At 58.5% G+C, this 20867-nt stretch carries 17 protein-coding genes and 1 tRNA gene; 5 read left to right on the top strand and 13 right to left on the bottom strand.

Annotated elements, in window-relative coordinates:
* Positions 1–66: 66 nt before the first annotated feature.
* Positions 67–603, bottom strand: coding sequence for an NUDIX hydrolase (locus G439_RS0109135; RefSeq protein WP_022868879.1), 537 nt, complete (start codon positions 601–603; stop codon positions 67–69).
* Positions 604–805: 202 nt separating this feature from the next.
* On the opposite strand from G439_RS0109135, the gene G439_RS0109140 reads away from it, so the two are divergent.
* Entirely contained in the window at positions 806–2335 is a 1530-nt protein-coding gene (locus G439_RS0109140; RefSeq protein ID WP_026459575.1) for a CCA tRNA nucleotidyltransferase, read from the top strand.
* Between the two features lie 113 nt (positions 2336–2448).
* Here G439_RS0109140 and G439_RS11795 read toward each other — a convergent pair whose 3' ends face one another.
* Positions 2449–3276 carry a CPBP family intramembrane glutamic endopeptidase gene (locus tag G439_RS11795; protein ID WP_165544537.1) on the bottom strand — a complete coding sequence of 276 codons (828 nt, stop codon included), beginning with the start codon at positions 3274–3276 and terminating at the stop codon, positions 2449–2451.
* A 368-nt stretch (positions 3277–3644) separates the two neighbouring features.
* On the opposite strand from G439_RS11795, the gene gndA reads away from it, so the two are divergent.
* The 3 genes from gndA (at position 3645) to G439_RS0109160 (ending at position 9238) form a co-directional block, all read left to right on the top strand.
* Positions 3645–5114, top strand: a complete 1470-nt coding sequence (gene gndA / locus G439_RS0109150) for an NADP-dependent phosphogluconate dehydrogenase (RefSeq protein WP_022868882.1) — start codon at positions 3645–3647, stop codon at positions 5112–5114.
* Positions 5115–5251: 137 nt separating this feature from the next.
* Positions 5252–6712 carry an RNA-binding domain-containing protein gene (locus tag G439_RS0109155; protein ID WP_022868883.1) on the top strand — a complete coding sequence of 487 codons (1461 nt, stop codon included), beginning with the start codon at positions 5252–5254 and terminating at the stop codon, positions 6710–6712.
* Positions 6713–6796: 84 nt separating this feature from the next.
* Positions 6797–9238, top strand: coding sequence for a transglycosylase domain-containing protein (locus G439_RS0109160; protein WP_026459576.1), 2442 nt, complete (start codon positions 6797–6799; stop codon positions 9236–9238).
* A 162-nt stretch (positions 9239–9400) separates the two neighbouring features.
* Here the strand turns inward: G439_RS0109160 and rplI are convergent, their stop codons facing one another.
* The 5 genes from rplI to G439_RS0109185 form a co-directional block, all read right to left on the bottom strand.
* On the bottom strand, positions 9401–9862 hold the full coding sequence (gene rplI, locus G439_RS0109165) for a 50S ribosomal protein L9 (RefSeq protein ID WP_022868886.1): 462 nt from the start codon (positions 9860–9862) through the stop codon (positions 9401–9403).
* 20 nt (positions 9863–9882) lie between these two features.
* On the bottom strand, positions 9883–10125 hold the full coding sequence (rpsR, locus tag G439_RS0109170; protein WP_022868887.1) for a 30S ribosomal protein S18: 243 nt from the start codon (positions 10123–10125) through the stop codon (positions 9883–9885).
* A gap of 70 nt (positions 10126–10195) precedes the next feature.
* Entirely contained in the window at positions 10196–10756 is a 561-nt protein-coding gene (locus tag G439_RS0109175) for a single-stranded DNA-binding protein (protein ID WP_022868888.1), read from the bottom strand.
* A gap of 49 nt (positions 10757–10805) precedes the next feature.
* Positions 10806–11096: a 30S ribosomal protein S6 gene (gene rpsF, locus G439_RS0109180; RefSeq protein ID WP_022868889.1), complete on the bottom strand. Its 291-nt coding sequence runs from the start codon at positions 11094–11096 to the stop codon at positions 10806–10808.
* A gap of 202 nt (positions 11097–11298) precedes the next feature.
* Positions 11299–12777: an MATE family efflux transporter gene (locus G439_RS0109185; RefSeq protein ID WP_022868890.1), complete on the bottom strand. Its 1479-nt coding sequence runs from the start codon at positions 12775–12777 to the stop codon at positions 11299–11301.
* Between the two features lie 332 nt (positions 12778–13109).
* Between G439_RS0109185 and dnaB the strand changes: the two genes are divergently transcribed.
* Complete coding sequence (gene dnaB / locus G439_RS0109190; RefSeq protein WP_022868891.1) at positions 13110–14474, top strand: replicative DNA helicase; 1365 nt, start codon at positions 13110–13112, stop codon at positions 14472–14474.
* A 160-nt stretch (positions 14475–14634) separates the two neighbouring features.
* Here dnaB and rarD read toward each other — a convergent pair whose 3' ends face one another.
* The 6 genes from rarD to G439_RS0109220 all read right to left on the bottom strand — a co-directional run bounded on the left by rarD (position 14635) and on the right by G439_RS0109220 (position 20774).
* Positions 14635–15606 carry an EamA family transporter RarD gene (rarD, locus tag G439_RS0109195; RefSeq protein ID WP_022868892.1) on the bottom strand — a complete coding sequence of 324 codons (972 nt, stop codon included), beginning with the start codon at positions 15604–15606 and terminating at the stop codon, positions 14635–14637.
* Between the two features lie 177 nt (positions 15607–15783).
* Positions 15784–16008: a hypothetical protein gene (locus G439_RS0109200; RefSeq protein ID WP_022868893.1), complete on the bottom strand. Its 225-nt coding sequence runs from the start codon at positions 16006–16008 to the stop codon at positions 15784–15786.
* A 613-nt stretch (positions 16009–16621) separates the two neighbouring features.
* Complete coding sequence (locus G439_RS0109205) at positions 16622–16831, bottom strand: cold-shock protein (protein ID WP_022868894.1); 210 nt, start codon at positions 16829–16831, stop codon at positions 16622–16624.
* A gap of 660 nt (positions 16832–17491) precedes the next feature.
* A tRNA-Leu gene (locus tag G439_RS0109210) sits at positions 17492–17578 on the bottom strand.
* 86 nt (positions 17579–17664) lie between these two features.
* Positions 17665–18390 (bottom strand): energy-coupling factor transporter transmembrane component T, encoded by a 726-nt coding sequence (locus G439_RS0109215; protein ID WP_207382281.1) that lies wholly within the window; start codon positions 18388–18390, stop codon positions 17665–17667.
* Positions 18391–18443: 53 nt separating this feature from the next.
* On the bottom strand, positions 18444–20774 hold the full coding sequence (locus G439_RS0109220) for an ABC transporter ATP-binding protein (RefSeq protein WP_022868896.1): 2331 nt from the start codon (positions 20772–20774) through the stop codon (positions 18444–18446).
* Between the last annotated feature and the right edge of the window lie 93 nt (positions 20775–20867).

The following is a 20867-nucleotide window of genomic DNA, read 5'->3' on the forward strand; positions in this document are numbered from 1 at the left end:
CTTGTGGAAGTGGCTGGCGGATGCTTGGTGGAGTCGATGGTGGCAGAGCGATTCAAATCCACGGCCTCACGACCCCCGATAGAGCAGATCCAAAGCGACGGAAACAATGCGGCGCTCATTGGGATATGCCAACTGATGAGTCATGTCGCGCAGCGGGATCCACGCCGCCTCCTCAGCCTCGTGATCCGGATCGTGTTCAACGGTCACTTCGCCCGACACGTAACCCATGAGGTAGTGGTGAACGACTTTGTGGACGCGCCGATCCGCCCCCGAAAACCAATAGTCGATGGATGCCAGGTGGCGGATGATGCGCCCGTGGATGCCCGTTTCTTCGGCCACTTCACGTAAAGCTGCTTGCTCGGGCGACTCGCCTGCCTCCAAGTGACCCTTAGGAAGACACCACTCGATGCGGCCTGCACGATTGCGACGGGCGATCAGAGCTGCGTAAGGCACACCGTCTTGAACGTCGACCACGATGCCACCAGCTGAAGTTTCCGAGGAAATGGGCAAATTTGGGGACTGAGAATGGGATGCACGCGAGGATGCATGAAAACGCGGAGGTCGAGGAACCCCCGGTCGATGATCCGTTGGACGTGCAGACATGAGGTCCACTCTAGTTGCCTACGGGGCGGGAGTGGTCTGGGCGGGCCGTAACGTGGCACTCTTGGATGTGATGAGCGCACAGAACTCGACCACTGACAACACCGCACGCAACCTTGACCAGGGGCGTAAGACCCCAGGCTGTGACTTCAATGGCAGCGAACACTTTGCAAATGGGGTAGGCGGGTTTGACATCCCTACCCTCATGGCCAATGCCCAGCGGACCTTCGCATCATTGCCGTCAGAAATCCTTGAACTTGGGCGGGTTTTTGAAGATGCGGGCGAAGAAATCGCCCTCGTTGGAGGTCCCGTTCGCGACGCTTTCCTTGGCGTGACACCCCACGACTTTGATCTAACAACGTCTGCGCGCCCAGACCGCACAGAAGAACTGCTCGACCAGTGGGGCCACGCCGTGTGGGATATCGGCAAAGAGTTCGGCACCATCGGAGCCAGGCGCGGTGACCTCGTCGTCGAAGTCACCACCTATCGCACCGACTCCTACGAAGTCGGATCACGCAAACCCGAAGTGGCTTTCGGTGACACCCTCGAAGGAGACCTGACCCGCCGGGACTTCACTGTCAACGCCATGGCTATGCGCCTGCCGCAGATGGCCCTCGTTGACCCCCACCACGGCCTCGAAGATTTGGCGCAAGGGCGCCTGCGCACCCCCGTCACCGCCCAACAATCTTTCGACGACGATCCGCTGCGCATCATGCGGGCCGCGCGATTTGCCGCCCAGCTTGGCCTCGACGTCGACCTCGACGTGATGGACGCTATGGGAGCGATGGCTCACCGGCTCGACATTGTGTCGGCCGAACGCATCCGCGCAGAACTTGAACGCCTCATCATTTCCCCATATCCGCGCCGTGGTCTGGAACTGATGGTCCACACGGGTGTGTGTGACATCGTGCTGCCCGAACTGTCCAACCTGGTGTCCACCGTTGACGAACACAACCGACACAAGGACGTGTACGAGCACACCCTGATCGTCCTCGACCAGGCCATGGACTTAGAAACCGGGCCGGATGGGCCCGTGCCCAGCCCCGACTTCATCCTCCGTTTTGCAGCCATCATGCACGACGTGGGCAAACCCGACACTCGGCGTTTTGAGGCCGGCGGCACCGTGTCCTTCCACCACCACGAAATTGTCGGCGCCAAGTTGACGCGCAAACGCATGAAGGCACTCAAGTTCGACAAGGCCACCACGCAGGCCGTCTCCGACCTGGTTGCGTTGCACTTGCGTTTCCATGGTTACGGCGAAGCAGCCTGGTCAGATTCCGCGGTACGTAGGTACGTGGCCGACGCCGGTGACCTGTTGGAGCGCCTCCATCGCCTGACCCGCGCCGACTGCACGACGCGCAACCGTCGTAAAGCCCAGTATCTGTCGGCCGCCTACGACGACCTTGAGTCGCGTATCGCGGCCCTACGCGAACAAGAAGAACTTGACGCGATCCGCCCCGACCTTGACGGTGACCAGATCATGGAGATTCTGTGTCTGCGCCCCTCTAAAGCGGTGAAGATGGCGCGCGACTACCTGCTTGAGTTGCGTATGGAGCGCGGGCCGCTGGGCGAGGAGGCTGCCAGAGAAGCGCTGTTGGCCTGGTGGGCATCTGACGAGGTTCGTGAGATTGCCGCCGAATATCAGGCGCAGCAAGCCAAGTGGGAAGCTTTGGTGGCCCAGAAGAAAGCGAAGAAGGCTGCGGCCAAGGCGAAGCGGGTCGCTGAGGGCGGGTGACGCCGACGCCCACCGCTATACGCTGACATCAACCGTTATGCGTCGACACCCACCGTTATACGCCGACGGAGGTTCGTCGACGAACCGGCATCAGCGCGTAACGGTGGGTTTCGCTACGGGTTAGCGTATCCGAGGTCCGTGTCCGGCCAAACGGAGACGGGCATTGTCGAGGCCGGGCGCAGCGAACGGAACTCGCGGGATACGAATACGACAATTACGACTACGAGGATAATCGGCCATCCTCCCCACCCCATGAGTGTTGCCGAGACCGTATCGACAGTGGAGTTTGATGCTGCGAAGAGCAGCGCTGTACCTGGAACGAAAGCGTTGATTGCCCCGTGGCCTACAGCGGCTGGCCAGATTGAGCCGGTCCGTTCGTACGCCCACGCCAGTAATGAGCCGACGCCCAGGCAGAATACGCACATCATCGCCAGACCCAACAGGGGATTCGACGGGTAGTTGTATCCGAGTAGGATCAGCGGGGCATGCCACAGGCCCCAGATAACCGACGTGACCATGACAGCCCGCCGCTTGCCGATCAACACAGATAATCGCGAATGAAGAAAACCACGCCAACCGATTTCCTCACCGGCTGCGGGAAACATGTTGATCAGGCTCGCAAGGGCGAAGCTGAGGAGCTGAAGAACCCAGAGAACCCTCATTGGCAACGGTGGAGCTTCATCCCGATCCGCGGCCTGCTGGGCAATGACCTGTCGAAATTGCCCCATGCCGACAATATCGAGGTCGTAACTTCCAAAAAGTGAAGAAGTTACTAAGGCGCCGATCGTGATGATGCTTGTCAATCCGATGAGAATGAGGGATGTGACCAGGAAATTGACAATGTTGTGACCGGTGAGCCAGATTCCCAAAGAATCGCGGATTCGTTGATGTTCAACAAAGTGGACGGTGAGCATTGAAGCGACCATCGGTGTCAGCATCATGCCTATTGAAATTACGGGAAACAGTGGGGATGAAAGGCCTGTCCCAAACCACAACGGAAGAGCTATCACCCAAGCTAGACAGTATGCGAGCACGCAATAGACGGTGATCGAAATCCAGGGCTTCACGGCTTTAAAGCTAGCACTCGGTGGAATGAGGTAGCGGCACATTCGACTCGTCTTTAAGGACGACTGCTTGTTCGTTCCGGATTCTGCCGCGAATTGAAGGTATTCCAGTTGAATTCACTGCCGTCAGACGCGCGCGTATCGCTACGCCGCCGTAGTCTGGACTTGTGGCCAGCTCACGCATTCACGTCCGAACGAGTTGACCGACCAGTACCGCCTACTCCCAGTATCGCCAGGAGGCACCTATGAACACCTTCACGCCCGAAGCAGCCAGCGCCGATATTGGCGTGTATGGGTTAGGTGTGATGGGCGCGAATTTGGCGCGCAATTTGGCTCGTAATGGGTATCGGACGGCGGTGTTTAATCGTACGTTGGCTCGCACTGAGCGTTTGATGGCGGCTCATGGTGGCGGGACTGAGGGTGTGTTTGTGCCCTCTGAGTCGTTGGATGATTTTGTAGCGTCGCTGGTGCGGCCTCGCGTGGCGATCATTATGGTTCAAGCCGGTGTCGCCACGGACGAAGCGATGAAGCAGTTGGCCGAGCATATGGAAGCTGGCGACATCATTGTTGATTGTGGGAACTCGTTGTTTTCTGACACGGTCAGGCGTGAGCGTTGGGCGCGTGAGCGCGGCCTGCATTTTGTGGGTGCGGGTGTGTCTGGTGGTGAAGAGGGCGCCCTGTGGGGTCCGTCGATTATGCCCGGTGGGACGCGGGAGTCTTATGACCGTTTGGGGCCCATGTTTGAAAAGATTTCAGCTCATTACCAAGGTGAGCCGTGCTGTACTCATGTGGGGGCTGATGGTGCGGGTCACTTCGTCAAGATGGTGCACAACGGTATTGAGTACGCCGACATGCAGGTGATTGCTGAGGCGTACAACTTGTTGCGTGAGGGCTTGGGGTTGGCGCCCGCGGCGATTGCGGACATTTTTGCTCAGTGGAACCAGGGTGAGCTCAATTCGTATCTGATGGAGATCACCGTTGAGGTGTTGCGTCAGGTTGATGCCGACACGGGTGTGCCGTTGGTGGATCTGATTGTGGATCAGGCGTCGCAAAAGGGTACGGGTAAGTGGACGGTTCAAACGGCTTTGGATTTGGCGGTTCCTGTTACCGGTATTGGTGAGGCGACCTTTGCTCGTGGTGCGTCGTGTTCGTTGCCTCAGCGCGCGGCTGCTCGTGGTCTTGAGGGTTCGGCTTCTGCGATTGAGGTGGCCGACGAGGATGTGGCCGCGTTTGTTGAAGATGTGCGCCAAGCGTTGTTTGCGTCCAAGGTTGTGGCCTATTCGCAGGGTTTTGATGAGATCACTGCGGGCGCCGATGCTTTTGGTTGGCAGATTGACAAGGGTGCGTTGGCTAAGATCTGGCGGGCTGGATGCATCATTCGCGCAGGCTTCTTAGACGACATTGCTTCGGCGTACGAGGCCGATCCAGATTTGCCGTTGCTGCTGGCTGCTGGTCCTTTTGCTCAGCGTTTCCAAGAATGCGTGCCTTCGCTTCGTAGGATCGTGGCGCTGTCGGCGATGGCGGGTGTACCGGCCCCGGTGTTCTCGTCCTCGTTGTCCTACTTTGATCAGATTCGCGCCCAGCGTTTGCCCGCCGCCCTGATCCAAGGTCAACGCGACTTCTTTGGATCCCACACCTACGCACGCATCGACAAACCCGGCGTCTTCCACACCCTGTGGGCAACCGAAGGTCGCGCCGAAGAACAATGGTCTTGAGATAACTGTAAGAGTTATGAGATAACTCGAGATTTTTTGAGATAACTGGGTGTTTTTATCTCATAACTCGCACTTGTTATGAGATAACTACCCACTTTTATCTCATAACTCATGTTTTTCTGAGATAAACTTGAGCCATGATCACCACTGAGGAGGACCTACAGGAAGCACTCGCGCGCTTGACACTGGACCGTGGCGACAGCCTGAATCTGGAAGCGAAAACTTTTTCGGAATACTCCGATTCCAGCCTCTGCCCATCACTGTGCGCACTCGCAAATCTTCCTGGAGGCGGAGCCATCCTCCTCGGAGTCGACGAACGCCAAGACAATCCGCTGGTTGGCGTTCACGATCCACATGAAATCGCCCAAAGAGTCACCTCACAAGCCCGAAAAGCTTTCAGCCCTCCCCTAACCGTGGATGTACGCACTCTGACCATGGGCGATAAGACTGTCGTCGTCGTCAATGTTTCAGAAACACCTCAAAGCGCTAAACCTGTGAAATGGCAAGGAAAGGCATACATTCGGCAATACGACGGCGACTATACGATGTCGCTGCAAGAACAACAGCAGATGTTGCGCCGACATGAACGACCGCGCGATGACCGCGTAGCCGTTCCAGGAACCAGTCGAAGCGATCTTGACGAAAAAGCCGTTTCTGAATTCATCACTTCCGTCAGGCAATACACCCCGGCCTTACTTAACCAGGACGATGAGACGATCTTGCGCATGCTCAACGTGGTGACCGAAGACGGTGAAGTGACTGTTGCTGGCTTATACGCGCTCGGAATCTATCCCCAGCAGTACCTGCCCCACTTGAGTTTGACGGCGGCTATTGAGCCAGATGTCGATACTTCGCGTGAAGTACGGGCGATTAATCGAACGGATTTGACCGGTAGGATCTCTCAGATCCTTAACGGAGCTGTTGAATGGGTAGCTCAAAACATTGGCCGTAATCAGGCGGTGACCGCTGACGGAAACGGCGTAACTAAGTATGAGATTCCTCTGGTGGCAGTACGGGAAGTGATTGCCAATGCGCTGGTGCATAGGGATCTGTCAGACGCAACCGCAGGACGAGTCGTTGAGCTTCGTTTGACGGCGAAAGGAATGGTTTTAACCAGCCCGGGAGGACTGTGGGGATTGAGTGTCGATCAACTTGGGATGCGTGACGGTAAAAGTGCTGTCAACGAGTTCTTATATGCCATCTGCCGCCATGTGGGAGGACCAGACCATCGCGTTATCGAGGCGATGGGAACAGGTATCGGTGTTGTCCGAGAAGAACTTATCAAAGGTGGGCTTGAAGCTCCTCAATTCATCGACAATGGTGTGCGTTTCACAGTGATTTTCCCTAATCACGCTCTCCACTCCAGTCGGGATCTTGCATGGCTGGGATCGCTGGGAAGTCACGATCTGACGTCTTCCCAGAAAGAAGCGCTGCTACGTATGCGACGCGGTGATGAGCTCACGAATAGCGGATATCGCTTATTCTCTGGTGTCGACGCATTGACGGCTCGTTCAGAACTCAAGAACCTTGTTGAAAAGGGGCTGGTTACTCAGATTGGCCAAAAACGAGGCACGCGTTACGTTCTTGCCGTGAGATAGGTCGTCAAGAGGCCCAAACAATGGGGATTCACAGGTTCGGCGCATACGCTGGAACAGTCGACGACCGTTGAAAGGTACGAATCTGTGGCGAATACACGTGGCCGAAGCGAATGGGACGAGATCATGTCCGGCTCCTCAACCTCCGGTACTAACCTGCCCAAACGAGCAGATGCAGCGCGCAAACGCGTACAAGCAGGCGGCGCATCAGGCTCAACGCCGTCCTCTTCTTCAAGCTCACGTGCCGCATCGTCGGCGCCCAAACGCAGGTCGTCCTCGTCAAAGAGCGCACCGGCCAATCGCCGCTCCACACGAACGACTACGCCGACCGCCACAAAGCGGACCAACATGCGCAAAGCAGGCTCCGGAAAAGGCGGCAAAAAAGGCGGCTGGGGTAGACGCATTGGCTTAGGCATCGTCTTCACTCTCCTGGCCGGCCTGATCTTGGGACTGGGAGCCTTCCTCTACCTCTACGTCACCTTGGCTGTGCCCGAAGCCGACGACCTGGCCCTGGCTGAAACCACCACCGTCCACTACGCAGACGGACAAACCGAACTTGGGACCCTCGGCGAATTCGATCGCGAGATCATCGACACCACGCAGCTGCCCGACTACGTCGCCAAAGCCGTTGTCGCCAGCGAAGACCGGACCTTCTACACGAACTCCGGCATCGACTTCAAAGGTATCTTCCGTGCCGTCGTCAACAACGTTACCCAAGGCACCCGCCAAGGCGGATCCACCCTGACCCAGCAGTACGTTGAGCGCTACTACATGGGTGAAACCACCAGCTACACGGGCAAAATCAAAGAAGCCGTCCTGGCTGTCAAAATCAACCGTGAGCAGTCCAAAGAACAGGTGATCGGCAACTACCTCAACACCATTTACTTTGGGCGAGGCGCCTACGGCATTGAATCTGCATCGCAGGCGTACTTCGGGCATCCGGCAACCGAAATGACTCTGTCCGAGGCCGCGATGATCGCCGGCATCATCCCCGCCCCCTCCGCGTGGGATCCAGCAGTAGACGAGGCGCAGGCTCAGCAACGCTGGGAGCGCGTCCTCGGCCTGATGGTCGAGGACGGGTGGATCTCCCAGGCAGACGCGGACGGCGCGCAGTTCCCTGAAACTGTGGATCCGACCTCGCGCAACCAAGAGTCCCTAGCTGGCCCCAACGGGTATCTGATTGCGCAGATCAAAGCTGAACTCATTGACTCGGGTGCCTTCACCGAAGATGAAATCAACATGGGTGGCCTGGACATTATTTCCACCATTGACAAAGCCAAGCAGGATGCGGCGATTGCCGCGGCCGAATCAATGAAAGAGGTTGAAGGCTGGGATAGCGAACACATGCACGTTGCTTTGACCTCTATCGATCCGGCCACCGGAGAGATCCTGGCTGAATACGGTGGCAGTGACTATCTGACGCGCCAACAAAATGGGGCAACCCAGGATGTTGCCATGGCAGGTTCGAGCTTCAAGACCTTCTCACTGCTGGCTAACGCGCGTGCGGGCGGATCCGTCTACGACACTTTCAACGGCAATTCGCCGCAGACTTTCCCCGGCATGACCACCGAAGTTCAAAACGACTCAAATTACTCGTGGGGCAATGTGTCCCTGGTGCGAGCCACCCAATACTCGGTGAACACTGCGTTCGTTGCCCTCAACGAAAAGATCGGTGCCGAAGCCACGATGCGAGCCGCCATTGACGCGGGTATCCCAGAAGACACTCTCGGCCTGGAAGCCACCTTGCTCAACACACTGGGTTTTGCGGCTCCGCACAACATCGACCTGGCCACCGCTTATGCGACCATTGCCAGCGGTGGTAATCGTACGGACGCGCACATTGTGCGTTCGGTGTCAGACTCGGCAGGCAACAAGGTCTATGAGTCGGTGGTGACTACGGAGCGCATGTTCGAGGCCGAGGAAGTGTCTTCGATCTTACCGGCCCTTGAAGCTGTTACGGCCTATGGTGGCACCGCCGAAGCCGTGGCCCAAGCGTTGCCCAGTTTCACCATCGCCGGTAAAACTGGAACGTCTGAAGAACAACGATCTGCTCAATTTGTTGGCTTCGTTCCTGGCATGTCGACGGCTGTATCCATGTACCAGTCTGATGACGAGGGGAATGCGGTGCCGTTGACAAATATCGGCGGTTTGGATCAGTTCCATGGTGGCGACTGGCCTGTTGATGTGTGGACCCAGTACATGGTTGGTGCCGTCAGTGATGCCAATGCTGGTGACTTCGACTGGCGTGTAACGTCGAATCGTACGGCGGCTCCTCAGCGCGTACAGCCCACCCAACCAGTCGAAGAAGAGAAGACGGAGGACACAGAATCTCCCGCTACCCAGCCGACTCAACCGGCGAGGCCAACTCCTGGGCAAAACCAAAACAGCGGAGAAAATGAATCCGAGGAGACGTCAGTAAATCAAAACGAAGATGCTTCTGATACGGGTATCGGCAATACCAATAATGGCAACGGTAATGCCGGATCAGACGCCGGTGGCACCGGTAACGGTGCTGGTACAGGTAACTGACCGCCTGCGTTAGCGAGAGTTCCCGCCTCGCTCCTTCACGGAGCTGGTTGGCTCGTGATAGGTCAAGAAGCAACAGTTTGGGCCCCCGATCCGTGCGGATCGAGGGCCCAAACTGTTAAGCGCCTTCCAGCTTTCTCCTACTCAGGAGGGCTGGCGGTCACCTCACTTAGTGGCGACAACGCGAACCTTGAGGTTCGCGGACACCTCGTTGTGGAGGTTGACGACGACGGTGAAGTCACCAACGGTCTTGATCGGCGAAGCGATCATGATGCGGCGACGGTCGATCTTCTGACCGAGTTCGGCCTGAACGGCCTCGGCGATCTGCGCGGGCGAAATCGAACCGAAGAGGCGGTCATTCGCACCGGCCTTGGCGGACACGGTGACGAAAGAAGCTGCCTGAAGGTCGTCGCGCACGACGCGAGCGTCGTCCACGGAAGCGATCTCGTGGCGGCGACGAGCAGCGGCCATCTGGTCGATCTGCTTCTGAGCGCCCTTGGTCCACTTGGTCGCGAAACCGCGGGGAACCAGGTAGTTGCGGGCGTAGCCGGACTTGACCTCGATGACCTCTCCGGCATTGCCGAGGTTGGCAACATCCTGGGTCAGGATGAGCTTGGTGGTAGCCATATTCTCTGTATCCTTCCCGATCAGCGGCCGGTCGACGAGTAAGGCAGCAGAGCCATCTCGCGGGCGTTCTTAACGGCGCGCGCGATCTTGCGCTGCTCCTGGGTGGACACACCGGTCACGCGGCGTGCGCGGATCTTGCCGCGGTCCGAGATGAACTTACGCAGCAGAGCGGTGTCCTTGTAATCGATGTTCTCGATCTTGGCCGACTTGAGCGGGTTGGCCTTCTTCTTGATGGGCTTATTGCGAAGTTGAGGCTTCGCCATGATGGTCTCCTAGTGATCTGGGCGGATGTGCGCCCCAAATGATGAAGTTGGTGTCGTCGATGACTGACGATCAGAACGGGGGTTCGTCGTTGAACGAGGACGCGCCGCCCGGTTCGGGGGTGCGCCACGGGTCTTCGACAGATCCTCCCGCTGGTGCGCCGTAATTGGCCTGATTCGAACCGTAGCCACCCTGGGACTGGTAACCGCCCTGGGGTCCATCCCCACCGCGGTTGCCGCCCTGCTGGTAGCCGCCCTGTCCACCTTGACTCTGAACGCGGGTCACTTGTGCCTTAGCGCGGCGCAAGGAGGGCCCGACCTCGTCAACCTGCATTTCAACGACCGTGCGACGCTCACCTTGGTTAGTGTCGTAGGAACGCTGAGTCAGGCGACCCTGAACGATGACTCGCATGCCTTTGCGCAGCGATTCGGCAACATTTTCTGCCATATCGCGCCAAACGGAGCAACGCATGAACAGGGTGTCACCATCGCGCCACTCGCCCGAAGCTCGGTCGAAAGTGCGTGGCGTAGAGGCCACCGTGAAGTCGGCGACCGCGGCGCCGGACGGTGTCCAGCGCAGCTCAGGGTCAGCGGTCAGATTGCCGATGACAGTGATAACGGTTTCTCCGGCCATGTCGGCTCCTCGGTGTCAGAAGTGGGAAGGGTGTGATTCGAAGAAGGAATCAGTGGACGTCGGGGCGCAGGAGCTTGGTACGCATGATGGACTCGTCCAGGTTCATGCGGCGGTTGATCTCCAGTGCGACCGGCGAGGTCGTGGTCATATTGATGACGACGTAGATGCCCTCAGAGTTCTTGAGGATCTCGTAAGCAAGGCGACGCTTGCCCCAGACGTCAATCTTTTCGACGGAGCCGCCATCAGCGGTCACCGGCTCAAGGTACTTTTCCATCATCGGGGTGACGGTACGCTCGTCGATCGAAGGATCGAGGATCACCATCAGCTCGTAGTTACGCATGTGGTTCCCACCTCCTATGGTCTTTGCGGTCACGGACGGTCCGTGACAGGAGGGTTATGCGTGTGCGATCACCGAAATGATCGCGCCGGAAAGTTGGCGACGGGTGCCGACAACAGTCCGACTATCAACAATAGTCTGCTGGAGGCCGCGCCGCCACCCCCCTGTGCAGAGGGGTTCGCCACCTCCGCCGCTCACGGCGGACCTAGACTCGAGGGATCACCGGATTTCGTCCTCGCCATGTTGCCCACGCATTAGCTGCGGCCCGTAACCCCATGTAGAGGCCAGCAAAGGCCAACCACAGCAACGCCATTGGTGCCAACTGATTCGAATGAGAAGCCGAGCTGTCGACCCAGGTTCGTAACCCCCACAACACCGGGGCATATACCGCCAAGTTGATGACGCCGGACACCGCCAAGAATCTGCCGCGTCCCGCTCCAATGAGCACACCATCAAGCAGATAGACGATTCCGGCCACCGGCATGAATACGGCAGCCAACATCAGCAGTATTGTGCCCATGTCGTGCATGGCCGCATCCGATCCAAAGAACCTGGGCAACCAGGGGGACATCATGACGAGCACCGCGCCAATGCCGGCGCCGGCAACCGCTCCCCAGCGAGTCAAAGTGGCTAAGAGTTGACGCATACGCGCCACATCGCCGGCGCCCACCGCATACCCGAACATGGCTTGCGCTGCGATGGCCAAAGCGTCCAACAAATAGGCGGCGAAGCTCCACACCGTCCACACCACCTGGTGGGTGGCCAGGGCTGTCACTGATACCGCTGCGGCCACGGTGAGTGTCCCCATGAGGGCCAAACGTAAGGCAATAGTGCGAACCAGCAGGGGCACGCCCTCTAGCGCTGCTTGTCCCAAGCCGCCAAGGGAAGGGGCCAAGCGCACCTTGTGCGTGCGAGCTGCCCGCACGACCACCCAGCCCAGGCCGACCGCCATGAGGGTTTGTGTCAGGGTGGTGCCAGCGCCCGATCCTCCCACTCCCATGCTCAGCGGGTACATGAGGATCCAGTTGGCGACAACGTTGAAGGCTGCTCCGGCGCTCGCGGCTATAAGCGGGTTCTTGGTGTCTTGCAGGCCGCGCAGGGTTCCGGTGGCCGCGTACACGACGAACATGGGGACGAGGCCGGGTGCACTCCACTTCAGGTAGGCGGACGCGTGCGGCATGGTTTTGGCGGTGGCGCCCACGAAGGTCAGGATTGGCTCTGTCCACAGGGTGAGTGCTATGGCGGAGAGGATGCCAAGGCCTGCGGCCAGCCACATGGCTTCGATGCCGGAACCGATCGCTCGGTCGGGTCGGCCTGCCCCGAGGGCTTGTCCCGCTAGCGCGGTGGTTGAGTAGGCCAGGAAGATGAAGATTCCAACGATGGTGTTCAGGACTGTGGATGCAAGCCCTAGTCCTGCGAGTTGTGCGGTGCCGAGGTGACCGACCATTGCCGAGTCGATGAAGGTGAAAAGCGGTTCGGCAATGAGAGCGCCGAGGGCGGGTATAGCGAGGGCAAGAATCTGTTTGCGTAGTGCGCTTTTATCGGTGGGGACGGGTGCTGTGTCAGCATGAGCGACGGTGGTGTTAGGGGTGGGGTGTTCCTTGCTGTTGGAGTTGGTATCGGGGTTGGTTGAAGCCTCAATAGTTGGTTGAGGGTCGGAGCTGTTGGGTTTGTGCTCGTCCACGGATTTCCTTCCCAGATTTCATCCACAGTCTGTGTACACAACTGTGGACAAGTCTGCAGATTTTTCTGGCAGAATCCAGCCACTCGCGGGTTGTGGATCAGGGAGTGACCTATTGGACCATCCCAAGGTCTATCCACAATTACTGTGTAAAAAGACCGGCTTCATCCACATTCTGTCCACACTTTTTCCCCTTCGAGTACACATTGAGGGTGAGCGAGATGAGGATAGAAGGCGCTACCCTCGCGTGAGCACAGCGCATAGGGTGCGCAGTATCCCCCGCGAGGGACGCCCAAAACCCCCGCGAGGGACGCCCAAAACACACAGGAGAGACGATGGCAGCCGAGGACTTCGACAGAATCCCGCCACAAGACATCGACGCGGAAATGTCCGTCCTCGGATCGATGATGCTCACCACCGACGCCATTGACGTCGTCCTCGAAATCCTGCGCGGCACAGACTTCTACATGCCCAACCACGAAATCATCTTCGACGCCATCATCGACCTTCACGGATCCGGAATCCCCGCCGACGCCATCACTGTGGCAGGAGACCTCAAAACCAAAGGCCTGCTCACCAAGATCGGCGGAGCCGCCTACCTACACAGCCTCATCTCATCCGTTCCCACCGCAGCCAACGCCGGCTACTACGCAAAAATCGTTCACGACGCCGCAGTCATGAGGCGCCTGGTCACCGCCGGAACCCGAGTCGTCCAACTTGGATACTCCGAAGCCGGAGGCGAAATCGAAGAAATCGTCGACCAAGCTCAAGCTGAAGTCTTTGCTGTCGCGCAAGGCCGAAGCGGAACTGACTATCACTCCATGAGCGCCATGTCCGAAGAGATCCTCCTCCAACTCGAGGACATCGAAAACAACCAGGGCAAACTCACCGGCGTACCCACAGGCTTCACCGACCTCGACAACCTCACCCAGGGACTACGCGGCGGACAAATGATCATCGTCGCAGCCCGCCCAGCCATGGGAAAATCCACGCTCGCCCTCGACATCTGCCGATCAGCATCGATTAAACACAAAATCACCTCGCTGATTTTCTCCCTGGAAATGAGCCATCAGGAAATCACCATGCGCATGCTCTCCGCCGAATCAGGAGTGCGCTTATCCAAGATGCAAGCGGGAAAAATGTCAGATATCGACTGGCGAAAAGTTGCTGAAACCACCTCGCGCATCGCCGATGCACCCCTGTACGTCGACGACTCCGCCAACATCACGATCTCCGAAATTCGCTCCAAGTGCCGCCGCCTCAAACAGCAGGAAAACCTTGGCCTAGTCGTCATTGACTACCTGCAGCTCATGACCACTGGCCAACAGGTTGAATCGCGCCAGCAAGAAGTCTCCGCAATGTCGCGAAACCTCAAACTCCTGGCCAAAGACCTAGAAGTACCGGTCATTGCCGTTGCACAGCTCAACCGAAACTCCGAATCGCGTAACGACCGCAAGCCGATGATGTCTGACCTGCGCGAATCCGGTTCGCTCGAGCAGGACGCCGACATCATTATGCTGTTGCACCGCCCCGACTACTACAACAAAGAAGACCGCCCCGGCGAGGCCGACATCATTGTTGCCAAACACAGGAATGGCGCCACCGACACCATCACCGCCCTCTTCCAAGGAGATATGGCGCGCTTCGTCAACTTCACCGGTCGGCCTGAGCCCGACGGAGGAAGCGCTCCGGCTGAGTAATCGGGCGTCTCTTCGTCCCGCTCGTTTCTCGACGAGGCGATGCCTAAGGTTCGCAAGCTGCGTCGCCCTCGTACATTGGCTGGCCAGGCAGTCGGCTTAACTCAGAGGACGCGTTGCCTCGTAAGATCTTTGGCTGGTCGCCCAACCCACCCTCGCCCACCTAGGACCGGCGCAGTAACTTTTTGCGCCGCCGCGACGCCAACACGATGTCCACGCTCAGGAATACCAGAGCAATCCACACCACCCCAGTTGCAATCCAACGGGTGGGTTCAACGACCTCGTGGAAAGCAATGATGCCCACCGCCATTTGCAGAACTGGCGACAAATATTGGATGAAACCCAGGGTGGCCAGCGGTAGCCCTCGAGCGGCGGTGGCGAACATAACCAGTGGAATGACCGTCAGCAGCCCAGCCCCGATCAAAAGGAATAGGTGAAGCGGCCACTGAATCGTTGGTTGGCCGGCGGCATGAGCCGCGGCGATGGTGTTGAACGATGTCTGCCCTCGAACAGCAAGATAAGCCAAATAAGCCAACAGAACCGGCGCAACGGCAGCCGTCTCCACCGCCATCCCGGCAAGCGGATCCACAGTCGCGGCGACGTCCTTCTTGACCAGCGAATAGAAGCCGAAGCTCAACGCTAGTGTCAGTGACACCCACGGCAGGCGACCTTGTCCAAGGATGAGGATTGCAACCGCGACGGCTCCAAAACCGAGCGCAATCTTCTGCAAGGTGGAGGTGCGTTCGCGCCGAACGATCATAGACAGCGCAACTGTCACCAGCGGATTGATGAAGTATCCGATGGCTGCGTCGACAGTATGGCCAGTTTGAATGGCGAAAACGTAAGTGGTCCAGTTGATGACGACCAAGAATCCAGCCAAAGTCAGGCGCCAGCGAATCTTGGGGGAAGTGATTGCGTCGACCAGCCGGTTCCAGCGCTTGAGGACGACTAGCCCAATTAGGCAAAAACACAGGCCCCAGAAAGCGCGGTGAGCGATGACTTCGAGGGGGCGAGCGGGGTTGAGTTCATGGAAGTAGAGGGGGAAGAAGCCCCAGATGACATAGGTCGCGATGCCGAGGGCTAGTGAGCGGTGGTCGACGCTTGTTGGCGGGGCTGGTTGTGGTGCGGTGCTCATTTGCTGCTCGTCTTCGTGGGGGGCTTGGCGGGTCAATATCGAGTGTCGTCGTGTTGTGGATCGTTGATGGCGATCGGTCAGATAGTGGATTTTTCAACAAGAAGAGCGTGACGCCGGGTGCGTCACGCTCGGGTTCAAACGGGGGCGTGCTTCTTTGCACGCCCCGGAATTACCTCATCAGGAGTCGGAGCGGCCGATCATGGTGTAAACGGCGGGTGCGAAGACGAGGGCGGAAAGGCCAACGACTGCTGCAACCACGGCGGATGCGGTGGAGCCAACCGAGATGGAGGCGAAGATGCCCAGGATGGACAGCATAACGACGAGGGACAGGACGGCCGCGGTGTCAACGGCAGGCTGCCAAGCTGCGGTAGGAGTGGAATCGGACTTCACGATGTACGACACGGAATTTTTTCCTTCTTCGAGTGTTCAATGCTTTGCCACGATGCGAAAGCACTGACGCACTCCCGCACAGCAGCGTGTCAGTCACTGAATTTTCCCGGCGATTTCGCCGTTTTCCTTCAGTGGTTTCAATGCTAGACCCATGATTGTTAACAATCCAATCCTTGTGGGGCAATACACAGGAAGTAGGACTCTGGTCCTAAGCGTCAATTGCTTATTGAGGCTTTGATGTGTGGGATTTGATTAGCGGATCTGCGGATCTGCGGATCTGCGGATCTGGGGATGCGGGGATGTGTGCGGGGGCTTGGGCGCGGTTTGGGGCCTGTTGAAAGCCAGGGTTTCGCGCGGCGCCACCCGTCTACCCGCAAAAATAGACACAGTCGTACCTTTTGGTGTTTTGAAGCATCGAATAGATCGTTGGAAATTCAACGCTTTCAGCAAGATTCCATCTAGGAGAATGGCGCGACTGTGTCTAATTCTGCGGGTGTTTCGACATGGCTGGCAAAGACAGACGGCGCCCAAATTTTCCGTGAGGGCTAACAGCGACGCCCCCGCACCTGTTGGTGCGGGGGCGAGTGCATAAAGCTCCGGCTGTGCCGGAAAGCTGATCGTCAGATCAGCCGAGGCGCTGGATGTTCTCTGCCTGCAGGCCCTTGGGGCCCTGGGTGACCTCGAACTCGACCTTTTCCTCTTCGAAGAGGGTGCGGCGGCCGTTGTCCTGTACGATGTTGGAGAAGTGGGCGAAGACGTCGGCGGAGCCGTCGTCAGGTGTGATGAAGCCGTAGCCCTTTTCGTCGTTGAACCATTTCACGACACCAGTAGTCATCGGTGTTTTCCATTCTGTGAGCCCCGGGGGGGCGGTGAAACCGATTCAGATTAGAACCGGCATAGTCACTCAACCTCTAGCAACAACCCGGCAAAGCAAGCACTGCGTGAAACTGTTTAACTACGTTCTCAACCGTACAGCACCAAAGCCAAAGGCGATAGTGGGAGATTGTCGGCGGCTAAACCTGCACTAAATGTGCGTGTTATGGGTTAAGTGTGTGGGTCACAAATATTCCGCACGGTTACGGCTTGTTGTGCAGGGTTGCACAGGGTTTTTCGGGTTGTAAGTACGTGTATTGCGTAGGTTGCACACGGTTACAGCTCCATGCGCACGGTTAACCCACGCCTACCTACTTATGTGGGATTCGTGTCACCAGTGTTTCCGCCTTGGAAGACCGGGAATTATGCGCGATCTAGAAGGGGGTGGCATCGAAGGTCTGGAAGCGTGCTTAGCCTGGAAGCCCCGGAAATGTGTGCGCCACGCGGCGGCGAACGCAAACCTCAGCGGCAAAACAAAGAGTCGAGATTCGAACAGATCTCGACTCTTGCGTAAGTAAAAGGATTCTAAAGAACACCTCTTGCACAGGCGAAATGTAGTCTCCGCTGTAGTCTTGGCACTTTTAGCACCTCGGCTTTTCCGCAGAATACTGCGGGAAAGTACTGGTGCGCGAGGGGGGAGTTGAACCCCCACTCCATCACTGGAACACGGACCTGAACCGTGCGCGTCTGCCTATTCCGCCACTCGCGCGTGCTTGCAAAGACTACGAGTAATTCGCTCGCTACGTCAAACCGAGATTCGATCCGCGAAATCAGAACCCCGCCGCCGCACACCACCTACGCGAAGATCACGACTGCGGCGATCGCCGCTCCGGACGCCCCAAACACCGCGAAATCCCGCCAACCCAGGGCAACCCGCTCGCGTTCAATGGGAGCAGACCCTCCGCGCATGGACATTGCTCGCCCAGTGTCGGCCGCACCACGAGAAGCCACCGACAGTGTTGCAGTGACCACATCCACGCTCATGCGTGTGAATTCAGGCAAACTCAACCGAGCCAAGTCTGCTCCCACCCGCAACTTGGCCGTATCCATCACAGCGGTGGTCTGATCGCGTAGAACTGGCAGGCTCCTTAAAGCCAATCCCATGATTTGTGCCCACTCATCTACGGGCACACCGACCCATTTCAGAGGCGCCAGCAGGCTACGAATTGCCGCCGCCAACCGCCGCGTTGGCACAGTCCACAGCAGCAACGCCGAACCCCACAGCACCAGGATGGTGACCGACACCGCCCGCAGGAAGATCACAAGGCCATCACCCAACCAAGCCCCAATCATCCCGCCGACCAATCCGCTCAACAGCCACACAGGGGCGCGAGGAACCGCAGACACGGGCACGCGCGCGATCAATGACCCAACCGCCAACACCGCTGCAACCGCGCCAACCGTTACCCAGGTGGGCTTGATGAGCAGCGCCGAAGTGAGCGCCGTCCAGCACACAATGAGCGTTCCCGCCCAGGTCCGACCCAGCATTGTTACCCAGGGCAGCAGTCGCGGCACCCCCATGCTTGAACCTTTGCGAGGCCGCCCCTTCCGTACGTTTTTCACTGTAGGTACGCTCATGCCAGTACCCCATCCGCTAGGTGTAGATGCCGCTCGCACAGGGACTCCAGGTCCGCAGTGTCATGCGAAATCACCAGTACAGACAGGCCCGCTTTCCTGCGTTTTTCAAGTATGGATACGAGTATTTCTCGTGATTCTTGATCCAGGCCGGCCATTGGTTCGTCCAGGATCAACACTTGCGGGTTGGATGCGAGCAGCCCTGCCAAAGCGACGCGTCGCATTTGCCCGCCTGAAAGTTCGTCGATGTTGCGCCTGGCTAAATCCGGATCAAGCCCCACCCTGCGCATCGCGCTTTCGACAAGTTCGTCTGCCTCCTGGCGGCTGGTACCTACCGAGGTTTTCCCTCCTTTTGACCCCGTCCCCACGCTGGGTCCGATGCCTGCAGCGGACAGAATGTCGGTGCGAACATTGGGCCGCTGAAGCTGCAGGCGCGCGAATTGCATGGATAGTGCAACACCCCCGATCCGCGCAGTCATGGGCTGTGCGCCCAGCGTGCACTTACCCCACGTGGGAGCGACGAGACCGGTGAGAATCCGCGACAGTGTTGTCTTACCGGAGCCGTTGTCTCCGGTGATGAGCGTGGCGTCACCTGGGTTGAGGATCAGTGAAACGTCATGGAGAACGTCCTTTTGCCAGGGAGTGCCGACGTCGTAGGAGTGGGCGATCCGGTCGGCCCACAGGGCTTCTGGCGCTTTGGGCCACCGAGCTCGCTCTTGGTGTACGGCGAGGGCGGGCTCGGAGTTGGACTCATTGTTGACGAGGGCGGGCGAGGAGTTGGGCGTATCGCTAACGAGGCCGGTCGGCGCGCTGGGTGGAGCTTCAATGGGGTTGGTTGCGGTGTCAGGCGTATCGCTAACGACGGCGGGTGACGCGCTGAGTGGATCATCAACGCCATGCTCGGATTTGGCTACATCGCCAACACAGTCAGGCGAAGGCGCGGATGGAAGATCTGGCGGCAACGCCTCGAGCGCTGCGGAGTCAAACACCACGTTGCCGGCTTCCAAGCGAATACGTCGATCGGCGCTCGCGGCTTCCACGGGGTCATGGGTGACGTGGATGACGGTGGTGCCTCGAGCAGGCAAGGAAGTGAGGATCTCCAGAAGCTCCTCGCGGCCCGACTGGTCAATCATTGCCGTGGATTCATCAGAAATGAGGAGCACCGGCTTGCGCACAAGGGCGCCAGCAAGCGCCAACCGTTGCAACTGCCCGCCGGACAGGTGACGAGTCAGTACCTCTTCCTTGCCATCGAGTCCAACCAATGTCAGAAGTTCAGCAAGATCAACATCATCGCGTTCATTTGGGGCTAGCCCCCACAACACGTCCTCGGCAACGGTTTCTCCCAGCATTTGAAGCTCGGACCGTTGGGACACGAGCGCCGTTCCGCCGATTTCGCCCAGGTGGGCGGCTGCGCCGCCAACACCGCCGGGACGAGTGACGGTGCCCGCCGACGGCTGAGCGCCGGCTAAGAGGAGCGCCAGAGTTGATTTACCCGACCCGTTGGGGCCCTCGATCACGGTGAAACCGCCCACCTCAAAGGCAAGGTTGATTCCGACTAATGCGGGTGCGGAGGCTGTTGGATACTTAAAGGACACGTCCTTGAAACTCACGGGCAGGACACGTGGTGGTTCGGTGCCCGCGTCGGCGCCCTCGTCCTTGTCAATACCGGAAGGGACCGCGCCCGACGCCATGAGCGGATCCCAACCACTGGACAAGTCGATGCGTGATAAGACGGCGCCCAGCAGCCAGTGCGCAAGCCACACCAATGCAGCCAACAACACCAGCGTGACAATGGGCAGCCACACCCACCAAACGTTGAGCAGCCAGTACAGAAATTCACGCAAAACTTGCGCACTAGGTGCGAGGACATCCCAGCGTCCAACGAGTTTGAGGTAGCCGTCAAAGGTCGTTTTGGCTGAGTCCAGGAACAGATCACGCAGGTCGGCAAGCAGCCACAGCAAGCCAACTGCGGCGAGGCCACCAATAAGTCCGAGGACGAGGCCGGTGACGACAGCTCCGAACCATCCGATGCCTTTGCGTCGAAGCGCCCCCACGACCACGCCCACCAGGGCTGATTGGGCGACCACCCAAGCAGTATTAATCCCTCCGATTGCGAGGGACATCAGCACGGTTGTGAAGAATGCTGCGGCTGTTGTGCGAGGGCGTAGCCGCGTTGCCACCATTGCGAGGGGTACTGCGGAAGCGGCTTGGAAGATGATGTTGAAGACGGGCATGACTGCAGCCAGGATTCCCAGGGTGACAGCCAGGCCAACCATGGCGCCGCAGGTGGCGATTTCGGTTGGGCGCAGCGGGCCTCGGCGTTCTTCCATAACTTAAGTGTCGCCGATGTGAGGCCAGGTCACTCGACGAGTGCCCACTGTGGGTTCACGATCACGGATCTCGACTCATTCGATGGCGTCGCG

This window comes from Schaalia vaccimaxillae DSM 15804 (assembly GCF_000420425.1).
Lineage (GTDB): Bacteria > Actinomycetota > Actinomycetes > Actinomycetales > Actinomycetaceae > Pauljensenia > Pauljensenia vaccimaxillae.

Excerpts from the sequence above, each read along its gene's own strand:
- G439_RS0109140 (WP_026459575.1), top strand. The coding sequence starts at position 806 with ATGGCCAATGCCCAGCGGACCTTCGCATCATTGCCGTCAGAAATCCTT.
- G439_RS0109135 (WP_022868879.1), bottom strand. The coding sequence starts at position 603 with ATGTCTGCACGTCCAACGGATCATCGACCGGGGGTTCCTCGACCTCCG.
- rpsF (WP_022868889.1), bottom strand. The coding sequence starts at position 11,096 with ATGCGTAACTACGAGCTGATGGTGATCCTCGATCCTTCGATCGACGAG.
- G439_RS0109175 (WP_022868888.1), bottom strand. The coding sequence starts at position 10,756 with ATGGCCGGAGAAACCGTTATCACTGTCATCGGCAATCTGACCGCTGAC.
- rpsR (WP_022868887.1), bottom strand. The coding sequence starts at position 10,125 with ATGGCGAAGCCTCAACTTCGCAATAAGCCCATCAAGAAGAAGGCCAAC.
- dnaB (WP_022868891.1), top strand. The coding sequence starts at position 13,110 with ATGGCAGCCGAGGACTTCGACAGAATCCCGCCACAAGACATCGACGCG.
- G439_RS11795 (WP_165544537.1), bottom strand. The coding sequence starts at position 3,276 with ATGATGCTGACACCGATGGTCGCTTCAATGCTCACCGTCCACTTTGTT.
- gndA (WP_022868882.1), top strand. The coding sequence starts at position 3,645 with ATGAACACCTTCACGCCCGAAGCAGCCAGCGCCGATATTGGCGTGTAT.
- G439_RS0109220 (WP_022868896.1), bottom strand. The coding sequence starts at position 20,774 with ATGGAAGAACGCCGAGGCCCGCTGCGCCCAACCGAAATCGCCACCTGC.
- G439_RS0109205 (WP_022868894.1), bottom strand. The coding sequence starts at position 16,831 with ATGACTACTGGTGTCGTGAAATGGTTCAACGACGAAAAGGGCTACGGC.
- G439_RS0109215 (WP_207382281.1), bottom strand. The coding sequence starts at position 18,390 with ATGGGGGTGCCGCGACTGCTGCCCTGGGTAACAATGCTGGGTCGGACC.
- G439_RS0109155 (WP_022868883.1), top strand. The coding sequence starts at position 5,252 with ATGATCACCACTGAGGAGGACCTACAGGAAGCACTCGCGCGCTTGACA.
- rplI (WP_022868886.1), bottom strand. The coding sequence starts at position 9,862 with ATGGCTACCACCAAGCTCATCCTGACCCAGGATGTTGCCAACCTCGGC.
- rarD (WP_022868892.1), bottom strand. The coding sequence starts at position 15,606 with ATGAGCACCGCACCACAACCAGCCCCGCCAACAAGCGTCGACCACCGC.